Source organism: Arthrobacter sp. SDR-2R, assembly GCF_057747955.1.
The window spans coordinates 3222294-3245044 of record NZ_CM173231.1; the positions used below are offsets into that span (position 1 = coordinate 3222294).

The window sequence follows — 22751 nt, forward strand, 5'->3', positions numbered from 1 at the left end:
GGGTCCTGCCTACATGGTCCCGGCGTCGTAGAACTCTGCGATCCCGTCGAGTCCCGGAAGGTGCGGCGACAGCTGGGGCAGGTCCTCCACTGAACTGATTCCCATCCGTTCAAGGAAATAGGAGGTGGTCCGGTAGAGGATTGCGCCGGACTCGGGATCCGTTCCCGCGTCCTCGATCAGCCCGCGCTGGGCAAGCGTCCGTACGACGGAATCAACATTGACACCGCGAATTGCAGACACCCGGGCCCGGGAAACGGGCTGGCGGTACGCGATGACTGCCAGCGTTTCCAACGCCGCCTGGGTAAGCCTGGCGGTCTGCCCCTCAAGCACATATTTGCCGACAATGTCGGCAAACTCCGTGCGCGAGTAGATCCGCCAGCCACCGGCGATGTTCCGCAATTCAAAACCCCGGGGGCTGGAACCAATGCCAGCGTGGCTGGCATCCTCCATCTCCGGGGCTTTAACAGTATAGCCGTTATACTCACGCTGCAGTTCTGCCAGCAGGGAGCGGACCGCTGTGACCGTCAGGCCTACCCCGGCTGCCAGCTCTTCCTCCGTGGCGGGTTGGTCCAGGACCATGAGCACCGCTTCGAGGGCAGCCTTGGCACCGCCGGGGAGGTCGTCGAAGTCCGGGCTGTGGTCCGCGTCCTCCCGTGGGGCCGTGTCCTCCGGCTTCCATGTGTCCTCAAGCATTGCCCCGCCTTCCACGGCCAGGTCCTGCGGCTTGGAATTCACGCCTGCTCCTCATACTCTTCGCTCAGGTTTTCCGCCGACCAGTCGCGGCCTTCGGCTGTCCAGTGGATGGCAAGCTCGGACAGCGGGGACAGCTGGTCGAACGACACGGCCCGGTCCCGGAACAGTTCCAGGAGCGCCAGGAAGCGGGCCACCACCACCAGGGTGGAATCGGCGTCGGCAATCAGGGAACGGAAGGTCTGGGGCGACTCCTGTTGCAGGCGAAGCCCCATCATCCGGGCCTGTTCCTTGACGCTGACGTTGCTCCCATGCAGGTGGCCGAGTGCCACTTGCGGCGGCTGGGCGGGCGCTTTGGGCCGGAGCGCGGCCTCGGCCAGCGCGGCGAACTGTTGCGGCGTGTGTTTCCACACCAGTTCAGGGAGCATCGACGCGAAGTGCTCCTCCAGGGCCACCTGGCGTGGAAAGCGCCGGCCTTCCTGGTGCAGGGTTTCGCCCAGGATTCCTGCCACCTGCTTGAAAGCCTTGTACTGCAGCAGCCGGGCAAAGAGGAGGTCCCGCGCTTCCAGAAGGGCGATGTCCTCGTCGTCCTCCACCTCACCCGCGGGAAGGAGCCGTGCCGCCTTGAGGTCAAGCAGCGTGGCGGCGATCACCAGGAATTCGCTCGCCTCGTCCAGGGCCCACTCTTCACCGAGCCGCTGCAGTTTACGGATGTACTTGATGAACTCATCCGTGACGGTGGCAATGGCCACTTCTGTTATGTCCAGCTGGTGTTTGGCGATCAGCCCCAGAAGGAGGTCGAAGGGACCCGTGAAGTTGGCCAGCCGCACCTCGAAGCCGGGTTTGGATTCGGCCACGGCGTGGTTAGGGTGCGCCGCCGCGGGAGATCAGCTCCTTTGCCAGCCGGCGGTAGGCGTCGGCGCCCACGTGGTTTCCGGCGTAGCTGGTGATGGGCTCCGCGGCCACGGTAGCGTCTGCGAACTTGATGGAGCGCTTGATGACAGTTTCGAAGACCTTGTCGCCGAACGCCTCCACCAGGCGGGTGATCACTTCGCGGCTGTGCAGTGTCCTTGCGTCGTACATGGTGGCCAGTACGCCGTCCACCTGAAGGCGAGGATTCAGCCGGTCCTGGACCTTGTCGATGGTTTCGACCAGCAGCGCCACGGCGCGGAGGGCGAAGAACTCGCAAATGAGCGGGATGATGACGCCGTGGGCTGCCGTGAGGGCGTTGACGGTCAGGAGGCCCAGGGAGGGCTGGCAGTCGATGAGGACGACGTCGTAATCGTCTTCGACTTTCTTGAGCGCACGGTCCAGGACCTGTTCACGCGCCACCTCGTTGACCAGCTGGACTTCCGCGGCGGAGAGGTCGATGTTGGCGGGCAGCAGGTCGACGTTCTCGACGCCCGTGTGGTGGATGGCGTCACGGATATCCACCTTGCGGTCCATCAGGACGTTGTACACCGTGAGGTCCAGCTCATGCGGGTTGACACCAAGGCCGGCGGAGAGCGCGCCCTGGGGGTCGAAGTCCACCAGGAGGACGCGGCGGCCGTACTCGGCGAGCGCCGCGGCGAGGTTGATGGTGGAGGTGGTCTTCCCCACGCCGCCCTTTTGGTTGACCATGGCGATGACGCGGGCCGGACCGTGGGAGGACAGCGGCGCGGGTTCCGGGAACTCCCGGTATGGGCGCCCGGTGGGCCCCATCACCGCGTTTTCCAGGTCGAATTCCGTGCCCTCCAGAGTTGCTGAACCCTGTTCGCTGCTCACGTATCTGTCCACACTTTCGATGACGGTGATTTCCTGCCGCTGGCTCACCAGCGCCGTTCGTTCTGCTCCCTAGGTTACAGCGCCCGACACGGCATCCGACGGAACTTGACTTTCCGCGAATGTTGAGCCTTGACCCTCTAGCTGAGGTCGAAGGTTGCACTGCCTGGGAACGCAGGACCGCCCCCGCAGCATGGCTGCGGGGGCGGTCTCGTGGGGTGTCCTGGCGGTGGCTAGGCCTTGGCAGCCTCGCGGGCGCCCTCTTCCTTGGGTGCCATTTCGCCGTGATGGTGGACCATCATGGTTGCCTCGTCGAAAGGTTCTTCGCCGGACAGCACCCGGCCAACCTGGCCGCCGTCGATCTCCTTGACCCAGGTGCCGATCAGGACGGTGGCCACCGCGTTGCCCGTGAAGTTGGTCAGGGCGCGGGCCTCGGACATGAACCGGTCGATGCCGACGATCATGCCCACGCCGCCGAGCAGTTCGGGCTTGTGTGCCTGCAGGCCGGCCGCGAGGGTTGCAAGGCCGGCACCGGTCACACCGGCGGCACCCTTGGAGGCGATGATCATGAACACCAGCAGGGAGATCTGGGCGCCGAGGTCCAGCGGGGTGCCCATGGCGTTGGCCACGAACAGGGACGCCATGGTCAGGTAGATGGCGGTTCCGTCCAGGTTGAAGGAGTAGCCGGTGGGAACGGTGACGCCGACGACCGGCTTGGAGACGCCGAGGTGTTCCATCTTGGCGATCAGCCGCGGCAGTGCCGCTTCCGAGGACGACGTGGAGAAGATGATGAGGTACTCACGGGCCAGGTACTTCATCAGCTTGAAGATGTTGACGCCGGCAACCACCTGGAGCAGGCCGCCCAGGATCACCACGATGAACAGTGCGCAGGTGATGTAGAAGGCGATCATCAGGGTGAACATGCTGACGATGGCCTGCACGCCGGTTGCGCCCACGACGGCGGCGATGGCACCGAAGGCACCTACCGGAGCGAGCCACATGATCATGATGAGGATGCGGAACACCAGTGCCTGGCCGTAGCCGACAGCCTTGAGGATCGGGGCACCCTGGGCGCCCATCTTCTGCAGCGCGAAGCCAACCAGGATGGCTGCCAGCAGGGTGGGCAGCACGGGGACGTCACTGGGGATGATGCCCAGCAGGAAGTCCACGGTGCTGTCGGTCGCCGCCTTCTTGTTGGGGTCGTACGGCGTCAGCTTCAGGCCCTCGCCGGGGTGGATGATGTTGCCTACCACCAGGCCGATGGCCAGGGCGAAGGTTGACATGATGATGAAGTAGCCCAGTGCCAGGCCGCCTACCTTGCCGACGGTGGCTGCCTTGGCGATGGAGCCGATGCCCAGGACGATGGTGCAGAAAATGACCGGTGCGATCATCATCTTGATGAGCTTGACGAAGCCGTCGCCCAGGGGCTTGAGGGACTTGCCCACCTCCGGGAACAGCAGGCCCACCACCGCGCCGAGGACGACGGCGGCGATAACTGCGATGTAGAGGTAGTGGGACTTGTCCAGTCCCTTGCGCCGCGGGGTCGCGGTCTCGAGCGACTCTCCTCGTTGAGAAGCCATGATGTGTCTCCTTGTGGATATTCTGATAGACGTTGCGGCGCAGTCTCTGGGCTCAACACGTCCGTCCAATGTGATATCCATCATTGGGCACCCCGTGATCCAGCTCACCGTTGCGTTCATATTGGTCGCGGTATCGGCAGGGTCCAAGGGAGGCAGGCATGATCCACCGCTGGAGTATCGCCCGCCGGCTCTTCCTGGCGAACCTGCTGATCGTCGTGTCGTTTATCGCCATCGTGGGAACGGCCGCCTACGTGGACGCGCGGGACCGGACGTATGACGAAGCGGGCCGCCGGATGGAAGGCGTGGCTGCCTCCATCGCCGCCAATCCCCTGGTGCTCCAGGCTGCTGCCACGCCGGACCCGTCCGCCGTCCTGCAGCCGTATGCCAAAGACGTCACCACCGCGGCCCACGTGGACTTCATCACGATCATGGCGCCGGACCGTACCCGCTGGACCCACCCGCGGGACGAGGAGCTGGGCCGGCCCTACATCGGCTCCATCGATGAAGCACTCCGCGGCCACACCTACACCGAAGTGACGGCAGGTACGCTGGGCCCGTCGGTGCGGACCATTGTTCCGGTCAAGGATTCTGCGGGGACAGTCAAGGCCCTCGTAGCGGTGGGTGTTACCGTCCGCAGCGTCGATATCGCCTTTGCCGGGCGCCTTCCCGTCCTGCTGGCCGTCGGCATGGCCCTCCTGGTGGGCGGTTCACTGGCGTCGTGGCTGCTGGGCAGGTACCTGCGGCGGGTTACCCGGGGCTGGGGTCCCGAACAGCTGGCACAGCTGTTCGCCTACTACGAGTCGGTGCTGCACTCGGTCCGGGAAGGGCTGATCCTGATCGATGCCCGGAAGCGCGTGGTGATGTACAACGACCAGGCTGCCGAGCTGCTGGGCCTGGCCGACACCGGCAACAATGACCCCACCCGGCCCCCATCGCTGGCAGACCTTCCCCTGGACGACGAACTGCGCAGCCTGTTCGAGTCCGGGCGGACCACCAAGGACGAGATGGTCCTGACCGGCTCCCGCGTGCTGGTGGTCAACCAGGGGCCGGCCCGGGGTCCCGAGGCCCGGGGCACCCGCGGGAAGGTCCCCGTCTACGGGACCGTGGCCACCCTCAGGGACCGGACAGAAATCGAAGCGCTGGGCAACGAACTGCAGACCATGCGCACCCTTTCCGACGCGCTGCGCGCCCAGACCCACGAGCACGCCAACCGGCTGCACACCATGGTTTCGCTCCTGGAACTCGGCCGGACCAGGGAAGCCCTGGACTTTGCAACCCAGGATCTGGCCCTGAGCCAGCAGCTGACAGATGACATGGTGAGTTCGATCGATGAACCGGTGGTGGGCGCCCTGCTCATGGGAAAGGTGGCCGAGGCCCACGAACGCGGCGTCCAGCTGGATCTCTCCACCCTGGGCTCCGGCACGGCACCCGGGGTGGCCGTCCAGGACCTGGTGACGATCCTGGGCAACCTGCTGGACAATGCCATCGATGCCGCCGCCGATGCACCCCCTCCGCGGAGGGTGGTGCTGACGCTGGAGGCCGATGAAGAAGGCCTGGACATCGCCGTCAACGATTCCGGAACGCCCATCGACCCCACCGATGCGGAAAAGATCTTCCGGCACGGATTCAGCACCAAGCCTGCGGGGGCCGGGGGCCGGGGCATCGGCCTGGCCCTGGTGCGGCAGGCGGTGCAGCGTTTGGGCGGTACGCTGGCCATCAACGGCCGGCGCGGCGCCAAGTTCGAAGTATTCCTGCCTGCAGCGGTGTCCGCGGAGAAGGAGCACAGACAGTGAGCAACATCCGGGTCCTCGTCGTCGAAGATGAGGCCATCGCTTCGGCAGCGCACGCGGCCTACGTGGGGAGGCTGGAAGGATTCGAGCTCGCCGGGACAGCCCCCGACGGCCAGTCGGCCCTGCGGCTGCTGAACGAATTCGTGGCCGCGGGAGAGCCCGTTGAACTGGTCCTGCTGGACATGAACCTGCCCGACCTGCACGGCCTGGACATCGCCCGCCGGATGCGTTCGGCGGGGATCCTGGCGGACATCATTGCGATCACCGCCGTGCGCGAACTGGCGATCGTCCGCAGCGCCGTGGCAATCGGCGTGGTCCAGTACCTGATCAAGCCCTTCACGTTCGCCACGTTCTCCGACAAGCTGGAAAATTACCGCCAGTTCCGGCAGCAGTTGGCCGGTTCCGGCGCTGGCCCGGGCAAGGGGGGCGCCTCGCAAAGCGAAGTGGACCAGGCCTTTGCCAGCCTCCGGGCGCCATCCGAACTCCCGCTGCCCAAGGGACTCTCAACCTCGACGCTCGGATCCGTCCAGGAGTTCCTCCGGGGGCAGCCCGAAGCAGTGTCCGCCACGGAGGTCATGGACGCCCTGGGGATGTCGCGCGTGACGGCTCGGCGCTACCTTGAGTACCTGGCCGATGCGGGAACAGTTTCCCGGACCGCCCGCTACGGCACCCCCGGCAGGCCGGAGAACGAATACCGCTGGAACACCCGCTGAGCCGCTCGGGGTTGGACGTGCGCGCCCCGGCCATGCGCCTCAGCCAGCCTCCGCCTCCCCCGCCCGGAGTGCTCCGATCAATTGATCGATGACGCCTGGATCCTCGATGGTGGACGGAACGGTGTACTCCTCGCCGTCCGCTATCTGGCGCATGGTCTTGCGGAGGATCTTCCCCGAACGGGTCTTGGGCAGTGCATCCACCACTGTCACCTGTTTGAAGTCCGCAACCGCACCAATGTCCCGCCGGACCAGTGCCACTAGATCCTTGGCCAGGACGTCTTCGGCGATGTCCACCCCGGTTTTGAGCACCACGTAGCCGCTGGGACGCTGGCCCTTCACGGGGTCGGCGAGGCCGATCACGGCGCACTCCGCAACGGCCGGATGCTGGCCGATCACCTGTTCCATGGCGCCGGTTGAGAGCCTGTGGCCGGCAACATTGATGATGTCGTCCGTACGGCCCATGACAAAGATGTACCCGTCCCGGTCCTGGTAACCCGAATCGCCGGTGGCGTAGCAGCCCTCGAAAGCCTGAAGGTAGGAAGAGATGTAGCGCTCATCATTCCGCCACAGCGTTGTGAGGGTGCCCGGCGGCAGCGGCAGTCCAACCACGATGTTGCCCTCGGTGCCGGGTTCCACCTCTCCGCCTGCGCCGTCGAGGATCTGCAGCCGGAACCCGGGCATGGGCACGCTCGGGGAGCCGGCCTTGATGGGCAACTGCTCCAGGCCACGCGGGTTGGCGCAAATGGCCCACCCGGTCTCGGTCTGCCACCAGTGGTCCACCACCGGCACGCCGAGGGCCCGTGATGCCCAATGGAAGGTGTCCGTGTCCAGCCTCTCGCCGGCAGTGAACAGGGTCCGCAGGCTGGAGATGTCGTACTTCCGCAGCAGCGACGCCGCCGGATCCGCCTTGCGGATGGCCCGGAGTGCCGTGGGCGCAGTGAAGAGCACATTGACCCTGTGGTCCCGGACCACGCGCCAGAATGCGCCGGCATCCGGGGTGCCTACGGGCTTGCCCTCGTACATCACCGTGGTGGCGCCGGCCAGCAGCGGGCCATAGACAATGTAGGAGTGCCCCACTACCCAGCCGACGTCTGACGCGGTCCACATCACGTCGCCCGGACCGACGTCGTAAATGTTCTCCAGGGTCCAGCGCAGGGCGACGGCGTGGCCGCCGTTGTCCCGCACCACTCCCTTTGGCGTGCCGGTGGTTCCGGATGTGTAGAGGATGTAGAGCGGATCGGTGGCCTTCACCTCAACGGGAGCGGCAGGCTCTGCGGAAGCCATTTCCGTGTCCCAGTCCAGCCAGCCCGCATGGTCCGCAGCCTTGGACGCGAATCCGTCGCGCTCCTTGACCAATACGGGAAGATCCGGCATGCCCGCCAGTTCCAGCGCCTCCGCGACGGCCGGCAGATACTCGATGCGGCGGGCGGGTTCGATCCCGCCCGAAGCGGTCACCACCGCAGTGGGTGCGGCGTCCCGGATCCGGGCCGCGAGCTCCTTGGGCGCAAAACCGCCGAACACCACGGAATGGACCGCGCCCAGCCGGGCCGACGCCAGCATGGCGATAGCGGCTTCCGGGATCATTGGCATGTAAATCACCACGCGGTGCCCCTTTCCCACGCCATGGCCGCGCAGCACACCGGCAAAGCGCGCCACGGCGTCCGTGAGCTGGGCATACGTGTAGCGGTGCCGGGTTCCCAGCATGGCCGAGTCATGGATCAGGGCCACCTGCTCCCCGCGGCCTTCGGCGATATGCCGGTCAAGGGCGTTGTAGCAGGTATTCAGTGTGCCGTCGGGAAACCAGCTGTAGAGCGGTGCCCGCGTGGAGTCCAGCGCCTGCGCCGGAGGAGAGCTCCAGGCGATGTTTCCCGCGGCCTCCAGCCAAAAGTCGTCGGGCTCTTCGATGCTGCGCCGGTAACTGTCCCGATAGCCGGTGGTGACCATAACGTAATCCCGTCCACGACGTTGTGATGCAGCTCATGCTAGCTGGCGGAGTTAACCACCACAAGGGTCGTTGTATACAAGGAAGTCAATTTCTGGCATATTTTCTCAAAGGTCCATTCTTTTGAGCCCAGTTGTGTATACACTGATGCAGTCAGCCGAGGAAGGAGACGAGCATGCGCGCCAGCGACAAGGCCTATGCCGCCCTGCGCGATGACATCATCGAATGGCGCCTGGCGCCGGGTACGGTCCTTGCCGAGGTGGAACAGTCCGAGCGTCTGGGCGTCTCGCGCACACCGCTGCGGGAAGCCTTGGGCCGCCTTACGGCGGAAGGCCTCACGACGGCAGGCGGCCGCGGCGTCGTCGTCACCGACATCTCGCTTGAGGACATTGACGAACTGTTCGAACTCCGCGAAACCCTTGAGGGCAGGGCGGCGGCACTGGCTGCGCGGCGCGGCGAGGCTGCGACGTTCGAGCGCCTGCAGCGCGAACTGCTCGAGGCTCCCGCATTGATTGGCGGTGACGAGCCGGCCCTGCATGACTACTACGAACTGGTGGGCCGGCTGGACACAGCAATCGACGCCGCCATCTCCAACTCCTACCTGGCCCAGGCCATGCGCAGCCTGCGCGTTCACCTGGTCCGGATCCGCCGGCTTGCCGCCGACGATGCCTGCCGGCTCACTGCCGCAGCCGCCGAGCATGCCGCCATCGCGGAGGCGATCGCGGCCGGCAACCCCAGGCTCGCCGAGGCGGCCACCATCGTCCACCTGCACCGAAGCCTCTCCCACGTCAAAGCAACCCACGCATCCCACCCGAAGGAGCACCATGGTTAAGGAACACCACGTCCGCGTCTATAAAAGCGAAGAAAACCTGCCCCGCGAGGACCAGCTGGCCTACAAAATCGCCCAGGTCGCCGCGGACCCGGTGGCTGTGTCTGACGACGTGACCGCTATGGTGATCAACCGCGTCATCGACAACGCCTCGGTGGCGATCGCTTCCCTGAACCGCGCGCCGATCGTCGCCGCCCGTGCCCAGGCGCTCACCCACGGCCCCAGCACCGGCGGCAAGGGGTCCAAAGTCTTCGGCATCGAGGACCGTGTGTCCCCGGAGTGGGCAGCCTGGGCCAATGGGGTGGCTGTCCGGGAACTGGACTACCACGACACCTTCCTCGCGGCCGACTACTCCCACCCCGGGGACAACATCCCGCCGATCCTCGCCGTCGCCCAGCACGTTGGCGCCAGCGGCCACGACCTGATCCGGGGCATCGCCACCGGGTACGAGATTCAGGTCAACCTGGTCAAGGCCATCTGCCTGCACAAGCACAAGATCGACCACGTGGCCCACCTCGGCCCCTCGGCCGCGGCCGGGATCGGCACCCTGCTTGGCCTCGATGTGGAGACCATCTTCCAGTCAGTGGGCCAGGCGCTGCACACCACCACCGCCACCCGGCAGTCCCGCAAGGGCGAGATCTCCACCTGGAAGGCCCACGCCCCGGCCTTTGCCGGCAAGATGGCCATCGAATCAGCGGACCGGGCCATGCGCGGCCAGACCTCCCCCGTGCCCATCTACGAAGGCGAAGACGGCGTCATCGCCTGGATGCTCGATGGCCCGGACGCCTCCTACATGGTCCCGCTTCCCACCCCGGGTGAAGTCAAGCGTGCCATCCTGGACACCTACACCAAGGAACATTCCGCGGAGTACCAGGCACAGGCGTGGATCGACCTTGCCCGCAAGCTGCACCGCGAACACCCCGAGGTCACCGATCCGGCCAACGTCGAGTCAGTGCTGATCAAGACCAGCCACCACACGCACTACGTGATCGGCTCCGGCGCCAACGACCCCCAGAAATACAGCCCCACCGCGTCCAGGGAAACCCTGGACCACTCCATCCCGTACATCTTCACCGTGGCCCTGCAGGACGGGGCCTGGCACCACGTGGACTCCTACGCACCGCAGCGCGCCGCCCGTCCGGACACCGTGGAACTGTGGCACAAAGTCAGCACGGTGGAAGATCCCGAATGGACCCGCCGCTACCACTCCCTGGACATCGCAGAGAAGGCTTTCGGCGGCTCGGTGGAGATCACGCTCAAGGACGGCACCGTCATCACCGACCAGATCGCCGTTGCCGACGCCCACCCGCTCGGCGCCCGCCCCTTCGCCCGGGAACAGTACATCAACAAGTTCCGCACCCTCGCCGCCGGGCTCGTGGAGGAGGCTGAGATCGAAAGGTTCCTCACCGCCGTCGAACGCCTCCCACAGCTCGCCGCCGGTGAGCTGGACCAGCTGAACATCACCGCCGCTCCCGGCGTCATCGACCTCGCGGCGGCACCGAAGGGACTGTTCTAGATGCTGTACTCAAAGACCACCCCGGAACAGAAGCGGGTCCGCTTCCGGGAACTGCTGGCCTCCGGGACCATCCAGCAGTTCCCCGGCGCGTTCAACCCGCTCTCCGCCCGGCTGATCGAGGAAAAGGGCTTCGCCGGGGTGTACATCTCCGGCGCCGTCCTCGCCAACGACCTCGGCCTGCCGGACATCGGCCTGACCACCCTGACCGAGGTAGCCACCCGGGCCGGACAGATCGCGCGGATGACTGACCTGCCCTCGATCGTTGACGCGGACACCGGCTTCGGGGAGCCCATGAACGTGGCACGCACCGTCCAGGAACTCGAGAACGCAGGCCTGGCCGGCTGCCATATCGAGGACCAGTTCAACCCCAAGCGCTGCGGCCACCTCGACGGCAAGAACGTGGTGGACCAGGACACCGCCACCAAACGCATCAGGGCCGCGGCCGACGCCCGGCGGGACCCGAACTTCCTGATCATGGCCCGCACCGACATCCGCGCCACCGAGGGGCTGGAAGCCGCACAGCAGCGCGCCAGAGCCCTCGTCGAAGCCGGCGCCGGCGCAATCTTCCCCGAAGCCATGAAGGACCTCAGCGAATTCCAGGCCATCCGCGACGCGGTGGACGTGCCGATCCTGGCCAACATGACCGAGTTCGGCAAGAGCGACCTCTTCACCGTGGATGAACTGGCCGGCGTCGGCGTCAACATGGTGATCTATCCGGTGACGCTGCTCCGTAGTGCCATGGGGGCTGCTGAGCGTACTCTGGAATCGATCAAATCCGACGGCACCCAGGAGGCGCAGGTTCCAAACATGCTGACCCGTGCCCGGCTCTACGACCTCGTTGACTACGAGGCCTACAACCGCTTCGACACCGGCGTGTTCAATTTCCAGATTCCCGGAACGTGACACCCGGCACCTGACACCCAATCGGAAGGCCGGCCTCCGCCGGACGAACAGGCTTTAGGAACAAAGGAGTTTCAGCATGGCTGAAAATGAGATCAAAAAAGGCCTTGCCGGCGTGGTGGTGGACTACACCGCCGTTTCCAAGGTCAATCCGGACACCAACTCCCTGCTCTACCGCGGCTACCCTGTCCAGGAACTGGCAGCGCGGTGCAGCTTCGAGGAAGTGGCGTACCTGCTGTGGAACGGTGAACTGCCCACCAAGGACCAGCTTGCCGAGTTCAGCGCGAAGGAACGCGCCGGCCGCGCCCTCGATCCGGTGGTGAAGCAGGTGATCGATACCCTTCCGGTCACTTCGCACCCGATGGACGTCTGCAGGACTGCTGCTTCCGTTATGGGGGCACGGCATCCCCTGACCGGGGATTCCTCCCGGGAAGCCAACATGGCCAAGGCCGTGGACCTGTTCGCCGCCATGCCCGCGGTGGTGGCCTACGACCAGCGCCGCCGCCACGGGCAGGATGTGGTGGAGCCCCGCGAAGACCTTGGCTACTCGGCCAACTTCCTGTGGATGGCCTTCGGCGAGGAGCAGGTGCCGGAGGTGGTGGATGCCTTCAACGTCTCGATGATTCTTTACGCCGAGCACTCCTTCAACGCCTCCACATTCACCGCCCGTGTGATCACCTCGACGCTCTCGGACCTGCATTCAGCCGTGACCGGTGCCATCGGCGCCCTCAAGGGTCCGCTGCACGGCGGCGCCAACGAAGCGGTCATGCACACCTTCGACGAGATCGGCATCCGGCAGGAGGAGTCCCTGGAGGAAGCAGCGGCCCGGGCCAAGGCATGGATGGAAGACGCCCTGGCGCAGAAGAAGAAGGTGATGGGCTTCGGCCACCGTGTCTACAAGCACGGCGACTCCCGGGTCCCCACCATGAAAGCCGCACTGGACAAGATGATCGCCCACTACGGCCGGCCGGAACTGCTGGGGCTGTACAACGGGCTCGAGCAGGCCATGGACGAAGCCAAGGCCATCAAGCCGAACCTCGACTACCCGGCCGGGCCCACGTACCACCTGATGGGCTTTGATACGCCCACATTCACTCCCCTGTTCGTGGCCAGCCGGATCACAGGCTGGACCGCCCACATCATGGAGCAACTGGACGCGAACTCCCTGATCAGGCCGCTGAGCGAGTACATCGGTCCGGAGGAGCGGCACCTCCCCTGACTCCTGGCAGGAACGTCCGACGGCGGCCCGGCACCCAGATGCCCGGGCCGCCGTCGGCCGTTAATTGCCTGCTCAGTCCAGCAGGCTCTCGGATGAGGCGACTGATTCGTTGTCTGTGTGCATGGTGACCACCACGTTGATCCTTCGGCCTTCCAGAACCACCGGGAGCCAGTGGTCGGCGTCCTGCCACATGCGGTCCACGGGCAGCGTATCCACCCGGAACCATTCAGGCAGGATCTCGTCGCTGGGTGCCGGCTCGCCCTGCCAGGTCCGGGCGGTGAAGAGGGTGGTCCGCATATTCCATTCCGGGCGGGCCGGAAAGACGAAGTGGACCGATCCGGCGTCCGCCAGGTCCTCAACCCGCAGCACCACACCGGTCTCTTCCAGGACCTCCCTGATGACGGCCTGCGCGTCCGACTCCCCCGGTTCCACGTGGCCGCCGATGCCCACGATCTTGCCCCTGCCGAACCCGGTCTGTTTCAGCCCGAGGAGTACCTCGGGGCCGCCCGGCCCGTCACGGAGCAGGAAGCAAAGGGTCACAGCGGCTGTGGTCATGCCTTCAAGCCTATGGGGTCCGGGAGTTGTCATCGGGGAAGCGCCAAGGGACGCCGGATATGCCAAGCTCTAGGTGTGACTCCCGAAACAGGACACGGAATACGGGCCGCCAGGATTTCGGCCATTGACACCCGCCTGCCGGAGTGGCTGGTGCGCAACCCATTGTATTGGGGCTGGGCCTGGGCCTGTGTCTGGACGGCGCTCATCCTTGCAGATGAGTTCGTGAACCTGGCTGGTTGGACGTGGTACCTGCTGGTGGCAGCAGCGGCCCTGCCCACGCTGCTCAGCACCCTGGCCGTTCTCCACGTGACTCCCCGGCAGCAGGTGAAAGCCGCCCGGGAGTCGGTTTTGGGCCTGTTCTTCGTGCGGTTCCTGGCACTTGTTGCGGCCTTCATGGTCTGGGCCATCTCGGTGGTGTTCAGTGCGTCGATCTCAACCACTGTCCAAGCGGTGGCGGGAGACTCAGAGCGCGAGGTGACGGCTCTGGGCTTCACCCTGATGGCGGCCCTGGTGCCGCTGGTGGTAGCCGTCCTGTGGTTGGCGTTTGTCGCCCGGTGCGCCTGGTTCCTTCGGCGGCTTCGCGGCTGGCGGCAGGTGCCCACGCTCTCCCGCGTACCGAAATCCTTCCTCCGCGGCCGGCCACGGCTGCGCCGGGTGGTGATCGGCCTGGCACATCCCGGACTGATGTTGGTCGCCTGCATGGGAACTTCTGTGCTGGCTTTCCTGCTGGGGCCCGTGGAACTGACCATCGAGGCCATGTTCTAGCTGTCCGCGCGACCCTGGCGGCCGGACGTGCCCTGCCTGGCGGAACGTCAGCCCAGCGCGCGGGGATGAGCGGCCGCGTAGATTTCCCGGAGCGTATCAGCCGTGACCAGCGTGTACACCTGGGTTGTGGTCACCGATGCGTGGCCCAAAAGTTCCTGCACCACCCTGACGTCCGCGCCGCCTTCGAGCAGGTGGGTGGCGAAGGAATGCCGCAGCGTGTGCGGTGAGACGTCCCGGGTGATGTTGGCCTTCTCCGCCGCCGCCTTGAGGATGGTCCAGGCGCTCTGCCGGCTGATCCGGCCGCCGCGGGCATTCAGGAACAGCGCAGGCGTGCCCTTGCCCTTGGCAGCAAGCAGCGGCCGGCCGCGGACCAGGTAGGCGTCCAGCGCCCGGGCCCCGTAGGAGCCCAGCGGCACCAGCCGCTCCTTCGACCCCTTGCCGAACAGCCGGACAATGGCAGGCCCGGATTCCGGCCCGGCAAGGGAGATGTCATCAACGTCCAGTCCCACCGCTTCGCTGATCCTGGCTCCCGTGGAGTAGAGGAATTCAAGCAGGGCGCGGTCCCGCAGTCCGGCGGCAGTGTCCGTTCCTGCCGCCTCCAGGATGCGGGTCACTTCGTCAACGCTGATGGCCTTGGGCAGCCGTTTACCTGCCATGGGTGGGTGGACGTCGCGGGCTGGATCGGCCGGCGTATAACCTTCGAGGGCCCAGAACTTGTGCAGGCCACGGACCGCCACCACCGTCCGGGCCGCGGACCGGACCCCCAGGGTGGAACCGCCATCGGAACCGTCCGACAGGGCGCGGACGTAACCCGTGACGTGGTGCCGGGTGATGTCCTCCGGCCGGCCGCAGCCGGCGGCGGCAACATACCGGGCGTAGCGGGCCAGGTCCCGGCGGTAGGCCGCCAAGGTATTCGCTGCCAGTCCCCGTTCCACACCCATGTGCTGGAGGTAGTCGGTAATTGCACGGTCGATGGCGGAAGGTACAGGTGCCGGGGCAGCGGCAGCCTCCGCCGGGCCCGGTTCGACCGCCGGCGCTGCTTCAGCCGAAGGAGGCGCCATCAGCGCTGGCTGGGGTGGGCGGGCCAGGGGGCGTCGGCGGGGCGGAGGCCTTCATAGTCATTGGCGCGGGCGGCAGCGGCAGCCAGGATCCCGACGACGGCGGACGGGTTGTGCAGGCGTCCGGCCAGGACGGACGCCACGGCATCATCCAGGCCGATCCAGTGGAACTCGATCTCCGCTTCCTCGTCCGTCCGTTCGTGGCGTTCGTGGTGCGGCACTTCGGTGAGGTCACGGGCCAGGTAGATACGGATGGCCTCGCTGGAGGATCCCGGGGAATTGAAGACATCCGCCAGGACGTTCCAGGTCCCGGCAGCAAGGTCCGCTTCCTCGGCCAGTTCGCGCGCCGCCCCCACTACGAAGTCTTCGCCTTCAACATCCAGCAGGCCCGCCGGAACCTCCCAGAGGTCCATGCCCACGGGGTGCCGGTACTGCTTCAACAGCAGGACCTGGCCCTCGGCGTTCATGGGCAGGACGGCTACGGCGCCGGGATGGTCGATGTAATCGCGGGTGAGGGCGTCCCCGGCGTCCGAGAGCTGGAAGGTGTCGCTGACTACATCCCAGATCCTGCCCTGGTAGACCTTCTCCGTTGACAAAAGACGGCGCGGGCTTGGTGCATCCGAAACCTGTTTGGCAGGGGTGGCTTCAGGTGTACCAGGCATCGCGCCGTCCTTTGTGTGTTCTATCGACTACTTAGCGGTAACGGTACCCGATGCCGCATGTTCGCCGGCCGGGGGCACAGCCGTGTCGGCAACGCCCTCCTGGCCTGCACCCTGGCCGCCCGCGTTCCGGTGGCCTACGTTCTGGTGGTCAAGTGCAGCCTTGACCAGGCCGGCGAACAGCGGGTGCGGGCGGGTGGGCCGCGAGCTCAGCTCGGGATGGGCCTGCGTGGCCACGTAGTACGGGTGCACGTCGGCGGGCAGCTCAACGAATTCCACCAGCTTGCCGTCCGGGGAAGTGCCGGAGAAGACCAGGCCCTTGTCCGCAATCTGCTGGCGGTACTTGTTGTTCACCTCGTAGCGGTGCCGGTGGCGTTCGCTCACGGTGGTCTTGCCGTAGGTTCCGGCGATGACCGAGCCTTCATCCAGTTTGGCTTCGTACAGTCCAAGGCGCATGGTGCCGCCCAGGTCGCCGCGGCCTTCCACGTACTCCAGCTGCTCCTCCATGGTGGCGATCACCGGGTACTTGGAGTCCGGCTCGAATTCGCTGGAGGAGGCACCCTCCAGGCCCACCACGTTGCGGGCGTACTCGATCACCATGCACTGCAGGCCGAGGCACAGGCCCAGCACGGGCAGCTTGGTTTCGCGGGCAAACTTCAGGGCGCCGAGCTTGCCTTCGAGTCCACGGATGCCGAAGCCGCCGGGAACGCAGATGGCGTCCACGCCGTCGAGGGCCTTGACGGCGCCTTCGCGGGTCTCGCATTCGTCCGACGGGACCCAGCGGATCTTGACCTTGGCCTCGTTGGCGAAGCCGCCGGCACGCAGCGCTTCGGTGACCGAGAGGTAGGCGTCAGGCAGGTCGATGTACTTGCCCACCAAGGCAATCTCGACGTGGTGCTTGGGGTTGTGGACGGCTTCAAGCAGCTTGTCCCAGCTGGTCCAGTCAACGTCCTTGAAGGGCAGGTCAAGGGCCCGGACGATGTAGGAGTCAAGGCCCTGTCCGTGCAGGGTCTTGGGGATGTCGTAGATGCTGGGGGCGTCCGCGGCGTTCACCACGGCGTCGATATCGACGTCGCACATGCGGCCGATCTTCTCCCGCATGGCCTCCGGCACTTCACGGTCCGAACGGATCACGATCGCCTCGGGCTGGATGCCGATGGACCGCAGCGCGGCCACGGAGTGCTGGGTGGGCTTGGTCTTCAGCTCCTGCGAGGGGCCAATGTACGGCACCAGGGAGACGTGCAGGAAGAACACGTTTCCGCGGCCGATGTCCTGGCGGACCTGGCGGGCGGATTCGAGGAACGGCTGGGATTCGATGTCGCCAACGGTGCCGCCGATTTCGGTGATGATGACGTCCGGGGCGTTCTTGCCCTCGGCGGGCAAACGCATGCGGCGCTTGATCTCATCCGTGATGTGCGGGATGACCTGGACGGTGTCCCCCAGGTACTCGCCGCGGCGTTCCTTGGCAATCACCGTGGAGTACACCTGGCCGGTGGTGACGTTCGCGGACCCCTCGAGGTTTTCATCAAGGAAGCGCTCGTAGTGCCCGATGTCCAGGTCCGTTTCGGCGCCGTCGTCTGTGACGAAGACCTCGCCGTGCTGGAAGGGGTTCATTGTGCCCGGATCCACGTTCAGGTAGGGATCGAGCTTCTGCATTGTCACGGACAGGCCGCGTGCCCGGAGCAGGTGACCAAGGCTGGACGCCGTCAGTCCCTTACCAAGCGAGGACGCCACACCGCCGGTGACAAAGATGTGCTTCGTCGTCTTGGAGGAGCCCGGGAACCGGGAATTTACACGGGAATTTGATCGCTGCACCACGGAATTCGAGCCTATCATCAATTCGTCCGTCCCGTGGTTGTCCCTGTCAGGCCCGCTGGGGCAGGAGCTTGGCGTCATCCAGCAGTTCCTGGGCGTGGGCCTGCGCGGTTTCGGAGTCTTCCTGGCCGGCCAGCATCCGGGCGAGCTCACGGACCCGCTCCGGACCGTCGAGGAGGCGGACGTCACTGGAGGTGAACCCGGTGGCGGTGCCGCCGTCGGCTCCCCTGACGGAAGTCTTGGTGACGGTGATGTGCTGGTCCGCGAACGCTGCCACCTGCGGCAGGTGCGTGACCACCAGCACCTGCACGTGGCGTGCCAGCATGGCCAGGCGGCGGCCGATCTCGACGGCGGCGCGGCCGCCCACGCCGGCGTCCACCTCGTCGAAGACGAAGGTGGGGACGGGATCGACGGCGGCAAGCACCACTTCGATGGCCAGCATGACGCGGGACAGCTCACCGCCGGACGCCCCCTTGCCCAGCGGCCGGGCCGGGGCGCCCGAATGCGGCCGCAGCAGGAAGCTGATGTCGTCCGCGCCGTGCGGGCCCAGCTGACCGGTCGGCTCGAGGTTGATCACCAGCGTGGCATCGGCCATGGCCAGGGCCTTGAGCTCCGCACTGACGCGGCCGGACAGGTCCTTTGCGGCCTTGGCGCGGATCTTGCTGATGCCCGCTGCCTGCTTCTTCAGCTCCGCCTCGGCGCGGACCACCTCAGCGTCCAGGGCCTCGATGCGGGACGAGTCGTCCTGGAGCTCGTCGAAGCGGACGCGCGCCTGCTCCGCCCACTCCAGCACCTCGTCGATGGTGGGGGCGTATTTCCGGACCAGTTTGGCCAGCGCAGCGCGCCGGTCCTCGATCTCGGCCAGCCGCTCCGGGCCCTCGGAGTCCAGGCTGGCCTGGTAGCTGGCCAGCTCGGCGGCGATGTCAGTAAGCAGGAAGCCCACCTCGGCCAGCCGGGCGGCTGCGGAGCCCAGCTGCGCATCGTGCTCGGACACGTGCTCCAGGGTCCGCTTGGCGGAGTCCACCAATGTGGTGGCGTCACCGGCTTCACCAAAGTCCTCGGCAATGAGTGCCTGGTGGGCGGTGCTCGCGGCGATCCGCAGTTCCTCCACGTTGGCAAGCTTCACGGCCTCGGCCTTCAGGAGCTCATCCTCCCCCGGCTGCGGATCCACCTCGTCAATCTCGGCAAGGGCAGCCTCCAGGGATTCAGCTTCGCGGAGCCTGTCGCGGGCGGCGCTGCGGAGGTTGTCCAGCTCGGCCTGGCTGGACTTCCACCGGCCATACAGCTCCTGGTAGGCGGCCAGTGGACCGGCCAGGTTGTCGCCGGCGAACTTGTCCAGGGCTTCACGCTGCGCCGTGGCGCTCTTGAGCCGGATCTGGTCCGACTGTCCGTGCACCACCACCAGGGTCTCGCCGATCTCAGCCAGTACGCCCACAGGTGCAGCACGGCCGCCCAGGAAGGCACGGCTGCGTCCATCCGCACCAAGGCGCCGGGCCAGGATCAGCTCTGCGCCGCCGTCGAACTCTTCCGCCTCGGCACCGGCGTCCAGGGCACGCGCAATGGCCGGGTGGCCGGCGTCGAGCTTCAGGACTGCTTCAGCGGTAGCACTCTTGGCGCCGCTGCGGACGGCCCCGGCATCCGAACGGGCGCCCAGCAGCAGGCCAACGGCGGTGACCACCATGGTCTTGCCGGCGCCGGTTTCGCCGGTTACGACGCTCAGTCCAGGGCCGAGCGGAAGCGTTGCGTCGGTGATGACGCCCAGATCGCGGATTCTCAGTTCTTCAAGCATGGATTCACTTTGCAGTCGACGGATCGGGATCGCTGTCGGAGTTCTCCACATGCGGCACGGGCAGCGGCGGCATGGGCCGCGGCGTCCGCACAATGGGGATGGGGCCGGTGTGCACGGCGTCGGACTTGGGTACCGGCCCGCGCCAGCCGTGGATAGGCAGCTCGAACTTGCGGACCAGCCGGGCGGAGAACGGCGTCTGGTGGGTGCGGGCCAGCCGGACAGGAGTGGCGGACTTGGTCACTTCCACGCGGGCTCCCGGCGGCAGGTCCACCGAGCGCCGTCCGTCGCACCACAACACGCCCTGGGCGTCGGTCCGGCCCAGCACCTCCACTGCAAGCTTCGACCTGGGCGACACCACCAGGGGCTTGGCGAAGAGTGCATGGGCGCTGATGGGCACAATGACCAGGGCCTCCACCTCCGGCCAGACCACCGGACCGCCCGCCGAGAACGCGTAGGCCGTGGATCCGGTGGGGGTGGCCAGCACGATGCCGTCTGAGCCGAAGGACGTCAGCGGGCGCTCGTCCACCTCGGTCACGACTTCGAGCATGCGTTCGCGGTTGGCCTTCTCGATGGCGGCCTCGTTTAAAGCCCAGGTGTGCCAAATCTTCTGGCCGCGGACCCAGACCTGGACATCGATGGTCATCCGCTCTTCAACCGTGTACTCGCGGCTGGCAACCCACTCCACGGTCTGGGCAAGGTCCGCCCGCTCGCTTTCGGCCAGGAAGCCCACGTGGCCCAGGTTGACGCCCAGCAGCGGCACATCCACCTCACGGACCAGTTCGGCGGCCCGCAGGATGGTGCCGTCACCGCCAAGGACCATGACGAGTTCCACATCGGGCAGCTGGACGTGGTCGTGGAGGACCTCCACCGGCTGGGCCAGGTGCCCAAAGAACCTTTCCATGTCCCCCAGTTCGGACTCCTGCATCACGGGGACCATGCCGGAGGCGTGCAGCAGGGCGCAGGCTTCCCAGGCGGCTTTCAGTGATTCCTCGCGGCCGGTGTGGGCAAGGACCAGTACACGCCTGCTCATCAGGTTCCGCTCTCTAGTGGTTAGGCCAGATTTGTCCGAGCAACGCAGCGGCTGCTGCCTCTCGCTCTTCGATCTTAGGCAAGTCTTTGCTGATCCTGCGTTTTATCCACAGGAAGTATTCGACGTTTCCGTCCTGCCCCGGCAGCGGACTGGCCGCCAGCCCGCAAAGGTCCAGGCCGGCGTCGAGCGCTGCCCCGGCCACCTTCTCCACGGCCATCCGCCGCTCACGCTCCGAGTTGACCACGCCGGTGCGGCCCAGGCGGTCCTTGCCGATCTCGAACTGGGGCTTGACCATCAGCACCAGGTCGCCGCCGGGTTCGGTGCAGCCGGCCAGTGGCTGGACCACGAGGGTGAGGGAAATAAAGGACAGGTCGGCGACGGTCAGCGCTGCCGGGCCGCCAATGTCTTCCGGAGCCATGTACCTGACGTTCATGCCTTCATGGACGTCCACGCGGGGGTCGTCGCGGAGGTGCGGCACCAGCTGGCCGTGTCCGACGTCGACAGCCACCACGTGCGCGGCACCCCGCCGAAGCAGGACATCGGTAAAGCCCCCGGTGGAGGCGCCGGCGTCCAGGCACCTCTTGCCCGCCACCGAAACTTGGGGGAAGGCGTCGAGGGCCCCGGCCAGCTTATGGCCCGCGCGGCTGGCGTAGCTGTCCTGGTCATCGTGTTCGACGGCGAGGTCCCGGCTGTCATCAACCTGGAGGGAGGCCTTGGCGAGGACCTGGCCACCGGAGCTGACCTTGCCTTCGGCGATGAGCGTCGCGGCATGGGTGCGCGACCTCGCCAGCCCGCGTGCCACCAGTGCCTGGTCGAGGCGAACCGGCATCAGGCTGCACCCCCGGCGGGACCGGGCAGTGTGGAGCCGGTCCCGGTGGGGGCGGTCTCTGCGGGATCAGCACTTGCGGGATCGGCGTCTGCGGGATCGGTGCCTGCGGGATCGGCGTTGAGGGCGGCCAGCAGTTCATCGTGGAGGTCGTCGTAGACGGTCCCGTGGTCCGGGACAGGGAGCCCGGGCATGTCGAAAAGCCTGGCTACGGCCTGCGCAACCTGCGGATCGGTGAGGTCCATCCCACCTGGCTGCGGCCACTCCGGGGCCGGCTGGGCTGTCGCGTCGTCCGGTTCGGTCAGCTCAGTCATTCAACCAGTCTAGTGATCCAGCCACACCAGCTTGGGCGCCTTCGGGGCTGCGGCGTCCGGCGTCGCCGCCCACCAGGCCGCACATGCGGCCCGCCAGGAGTCGAGCTGGTCCTGGCTGCCAATGATGCCCACGGCTCCGTTGGCCACGCGCGCGGTTGACTGGCCGCACGTATACGTGCCGTCGTCGTGCGTCACTTCGGGGTACGGGCGGTGCAGGCCGGCCAGGTTTTCGATGATGTAGTTGGGCCGTTCCGCAGACCTCGCGGCCAGAATGGTTTCGCGCGTGTCGACGCCGGTCAGGACAGCAACGGTGGCAAAGCCCGCGTTGTTGCCGCCCAGGATGTCCGTGTCCAGCCGGTCGCCGACCACCAGGGGACGCTCGGCCCCGAGGCGCTTGGCTGCCGAATGGAACAGCGGAGCTTCGGGCTTTCCAGCAACCTTGGGCTGCTGCCCCGTGGCAGCAGCGACAGCGGCAACCAAGGTGCCATTTCCCGGGGCGATGCCACGCGCCTGGGGAATGGACATGTCCGTGTTGGTGGCCACCCAAAGCGCCCCGGCGGACACCACGTAGGTGGCCTCTGCCAGGTCCTTCCAGCCGATGGTTGGGCTGAAACCCTGGACGACCGCGACCGGTTCCTCCGCCTGGCTGCCCACCGGCACCAGGCCCACCAGTTCAATTTCGCGGGCAAGCGCCGTGCTGCCCGTGATGAGGATCCTGGACCCTGGTGGAAGCAGCGAGGCCAGGAGCTCGGCTGCCGCCTGCGAGGAACTGACCACCTGGTTGTCCTCGGCGGGGGCACCAAGCTCACGGAGATGCGCTGCCACCTCCGCCGGGGAGCGGGAGGCGTTGTTCGTCACATAGCCCAGGCCGATACCCAGGCCGGAGAGCTGCTGCAGTGAATCCACAGCTCCGGGAATGGCGTGGGGCCCGGCATAGACCACGCCGTCCAGGTCGGCGAGCAGTGCGTCGAAGCGGGAAACCAGTGAAACGTCACTCATG

General features: G+C 66.5%; 21 protein-coding genes. 7 read left to right on the top strand and 14 right to left on the bottom strand.

What is annotated here, in order from left to right; translation table 11 throughout:
• Window positions 1–9: 9 nt before the first annotated feature.
• From scpB to AC3ANU_RS14890, 4 genes are all read right to left on the bottom strand, one after another.
• On the bottom strand, window positions 10–735 hold the full coding sequence (gene scpB / locus AC3ANU_RS14875; protein WP_488314791.1) for an SMC-Scp complex subunit ScpB: 726 nt from the start codon (window positions 733–735) through the stop codon (window positions 10–12).
• Window positions 732–1547, bottom strand: a complete 816-nt coding sequence (locus AC3ANU_RS14880) for a segregation and condensation protein A (RefSeq protein WP_018772021.1) — start codon at window positions 1545–1547, stop codon at window positions 732–734. Before AC3ANU_RS14880 ends, scpB begins: the two co-directional genes overlap by 4 nt.
• 7 nt (window positions 1548–1554) lie before the next feature.
• Entirely contained in the window at window positions 1555–2454 is a 900-nt protein-coding gene (locus tag AC3ANU_RS14885) for a ParA family protein (RefSeq protein WP_026266195.1), read from the bottom strand.
• Between the two features lie 230 nt (window positions 2455–2684).
• Window positions 2685–4031 (bottom strand): C4-dicarboxylate transporter DctA, encoded by a 1347-nt coding sequence (locus tag AC3ANU_RS14890; RefSeq protein WP_018772019.1) that lies wholly within the window; start codon window positions 4029–4031, stop codon window positions 2685–2687.
• Between the two features lie 158 nt (window positions 4032–4189).
• On the opposite strand from AC3ANU_RS14890, the gene AC3ANU_RS14895 reads away from it, so the two are divergent.
• Both AC3ANU_RS14895 and AC3ANU_RS14900 read left to right on the top strand, forming a co-directional pair.
• Window positions 4190–5824, top strand: a complete 1635-nt coding sequence (locus AC3ANU_RS14895; RefSeq protein WP_134164418.1) for a sensor histidine kinase — start codon at window positions 4190–4192, stop codon at window positions 5822–5824.
• The gene (locus tag AC3ANU_RS14900; protein WP_488314792.1) at window positions 5821–6534 is read left to right on the top strand and encodes a response regulator; all 714 of its coding nucleotides are present in this window, start codon (window positions 5821–5823) and stop codon (window positions 6532–6534) included. The genes AC3ANU_RS14895 and AC3ANU_RS14900 overlap by 4 nt, the downstream gene beginning before the upstream one ends.
• Window positions 6535–6573: 39 nt before the next feature.
• On the opposite strand, the gene AC3ANU_RS14905 is transcribed toward AC3ANU_RS14900, so the two are convergent.
• Complete coding sequence (locus AC3ANU_RS14905; RefSeq protein WP_488314793.1) at window positions 6574–8478, bottom strand: propionyl-CoA synthetase; 1905 nt, start codon at window positions 8476–8478, stop codon at window positions 6574–6576.
• A gap of 173 nt (window positions 8479–8651) precedes the next feature.
• On the opposite strand from AC3ANU_RS14905, the gene AC3ANU_RS14910 reads away from it, so the two are divergent.
• From AC3ANU_RS14910 to AC3ANU_RS14925, 4 genes are all read left to right on the top strand, one after another.
• Window positions 8652–9308, top strand: a complete 657-nt coding sequence (locus AC3ANU_RS14910; protein ID WP_018772015.1) for a GntR family transcriptional regulator — start codon at window positions 8652–8654, stop codon at window positions 9306–9308.
• Window positions 9301–10821: an MmgE/PrpD family protein gene (locus tag AC3ANU_RS14915; RefSeq protein WP_018772014.1), complete on the top strand. Its 1521-nt coding sequence runs from the start codon at window positions 9301–9303 to the stop codon at window positions 10819–10821. The genes AC3ANU_RS14910 and AC3ANU_RS14915 overlap by 8 nt, the downstream gene beginning before the upstream one ends.
• On the top strand, window positions 10822–11724 hold the full coding sequence (gene prpB / locus AC3ANU_RS14920; protein WP_488314794.1) for a methylisocitrate lyase: 903 nt from the start codon (window positions 10822–10824) through the stop codon (window positions 11722–11724). It abuts the gene before it with no gap.
• A gap of 76 nt (window positions 11725–11800) precedes the next feature.
• Window positions 11801–12940, top strand: a complete 1140-nt coding sequence (locus AC3ANU_RS14925) for a bifunctional 2-methylcitrate synthase/citrate synthase (RefSeq protein WP_018772012.1) — start codon at window positions 11801–11803, stop codon at window positions 12938–12940.
• Between the two features lie 72 nt (window positions 12941–13012).
• Here the strand turns inward: AC3ANU_RS14925 and AC3ANU_RS14930 are convergent, their stop codons facing one another.
• Window positions 13013–13495, bottom strand: a complete 483-nt coding sequence (locus tag AC3ANU_RS14930) for an 8-oxo-dGTP diphosphatase (protein WP_144599563.1) — start codon at window positions 13493–13495, stop codon at window positions 13013–13015.
• A 75-nt stretch (window positions 13496–13570) separates the two neighbouring features.
• Between AC3ANU_RS14930 and AC3ANU_RS14935 the strand changes: the two genes are divergently transcribed.
• Window positions 13571–14260, top strand: a complete 690-nt coding sequence (locus tag AC3ANU_RS14935) for a hypothetical protein (protein WP_488314795.1) — start codon at window positions 13571–13573, stop codon at window positions 14258–14260.
• A 47-nt stretch (window positions 14261–14307) separates the two neighbouring features.
• Here AC3ANU_RS14935 and xerD read toward each other — a convergent pair whose 3' ends face one another.
• Genes xerD through AC3ANU_RS14975 form a run of 8 tightly spaced genes read right to left on the bottom strand, consistent with a single transcriptional unit; the run spans window position 14308 to window position 22750 of the window.
• The gene (gene xerD, locus AC3ANU_RS14940) at window positions 14308–15321 is read right to left on the bottom strand and encodes a site-specific tyrosine recombinase XerD (protein WP_056389686.1); all 1014 of its coding nucleotides are present in this window, start codon (window positions 15319–15321) and stop codon (window positions 14308–14310) included.
• The gene (locus AC3ANU_RS14945; protein ID WP_488314796.1) at window positions 15321–15980 is read right to left on the bottom strand and encodes an NUDIX domain-containing protein; all 660 of its coding nucleotides are present in this window, start codon (window positions 15978–15980) and stop codon (window positions 15321–15323) included. The genes xerD and AC3ANU_RS14945 overlap by 1 nt, the downstream gene beginning before the upstream one ends.
• 27 nt (window positions 15981–16007) lie before the next feature.
• Window positions 16008–17813 carry a CTP synthase gene (pyrG, locus tag AC3ANU_RS14950; RefSeq protein WP_488315979.1) on the bottom strand — a complete coding sequence of 602 codons (1806 nt, stop codon included), beginning with the start codon at window positions 17811–17813 and terminating at the stop codon, window positions 16008–16010.
• 28 nt (window positions 17814–17841) lie between these two features.
• The gene (recN, locus tag AC3ANU_RS14955) at window positions 17842–19581 is read right to left on the bottom strand and encodes a DNA repair protein RecN (RefSeq protein WP_478222032.1); all 1740 of its coding nucleotides are present in this window, start codon (window positions 19579–19581) and stop codon (window positions 17842–17844) included.
• Window positions 19582–19585: 4 nt separating this feature from the next.
• Entirely contained in the window at window positions 19586–20611 is a 1026-nt protein-coding gene (locus AC3ANU_RS14960) for an NAD kinase (RefSeq protein WP_018772005.1), read from the bottom strand.
• 13 nt (window positions 20612–20624) lie between these two features.
• Complete coding sequence (locus AC3ANU_RS14965; protein ID WP_478222033.1) at window positions 20625–21440, bottom strand: TlyA family RNA methyltransferase; 816 nt, start codon at window positions 21438–21440, stop codon at window positions 20625–20627.
• Complete coding sequence (locus AC3ANU_RS14970) at window positions 21440–21751, bottom strand: hypothetical protein (protein ID WP_478222034.1); 312 nt, start codon at window positions 21749–21751, stop codon at window positions 21440–21442. Before AC3ANU_RS14970 ends, AC3ANU_RS14965 begins: the two co-directional genes overlap by 1 nt.
• Before the next feature lie 9 nt (window positions 21752–21760).
• Window positions 21761–22750 carry an HAD-IIA family hydrolase gene (locus AC3ANU_RS14975; protein WP_056389678.1) on the bottom strand — a complete coding sequence of 330 codons (990 nt, stop codon included), beginning with the start codon at window positions 22748–22750 and terminating at the stop codon, window positions 21761–21763.
• Window position 22751 lies beyond the last annotated feature (1 nt).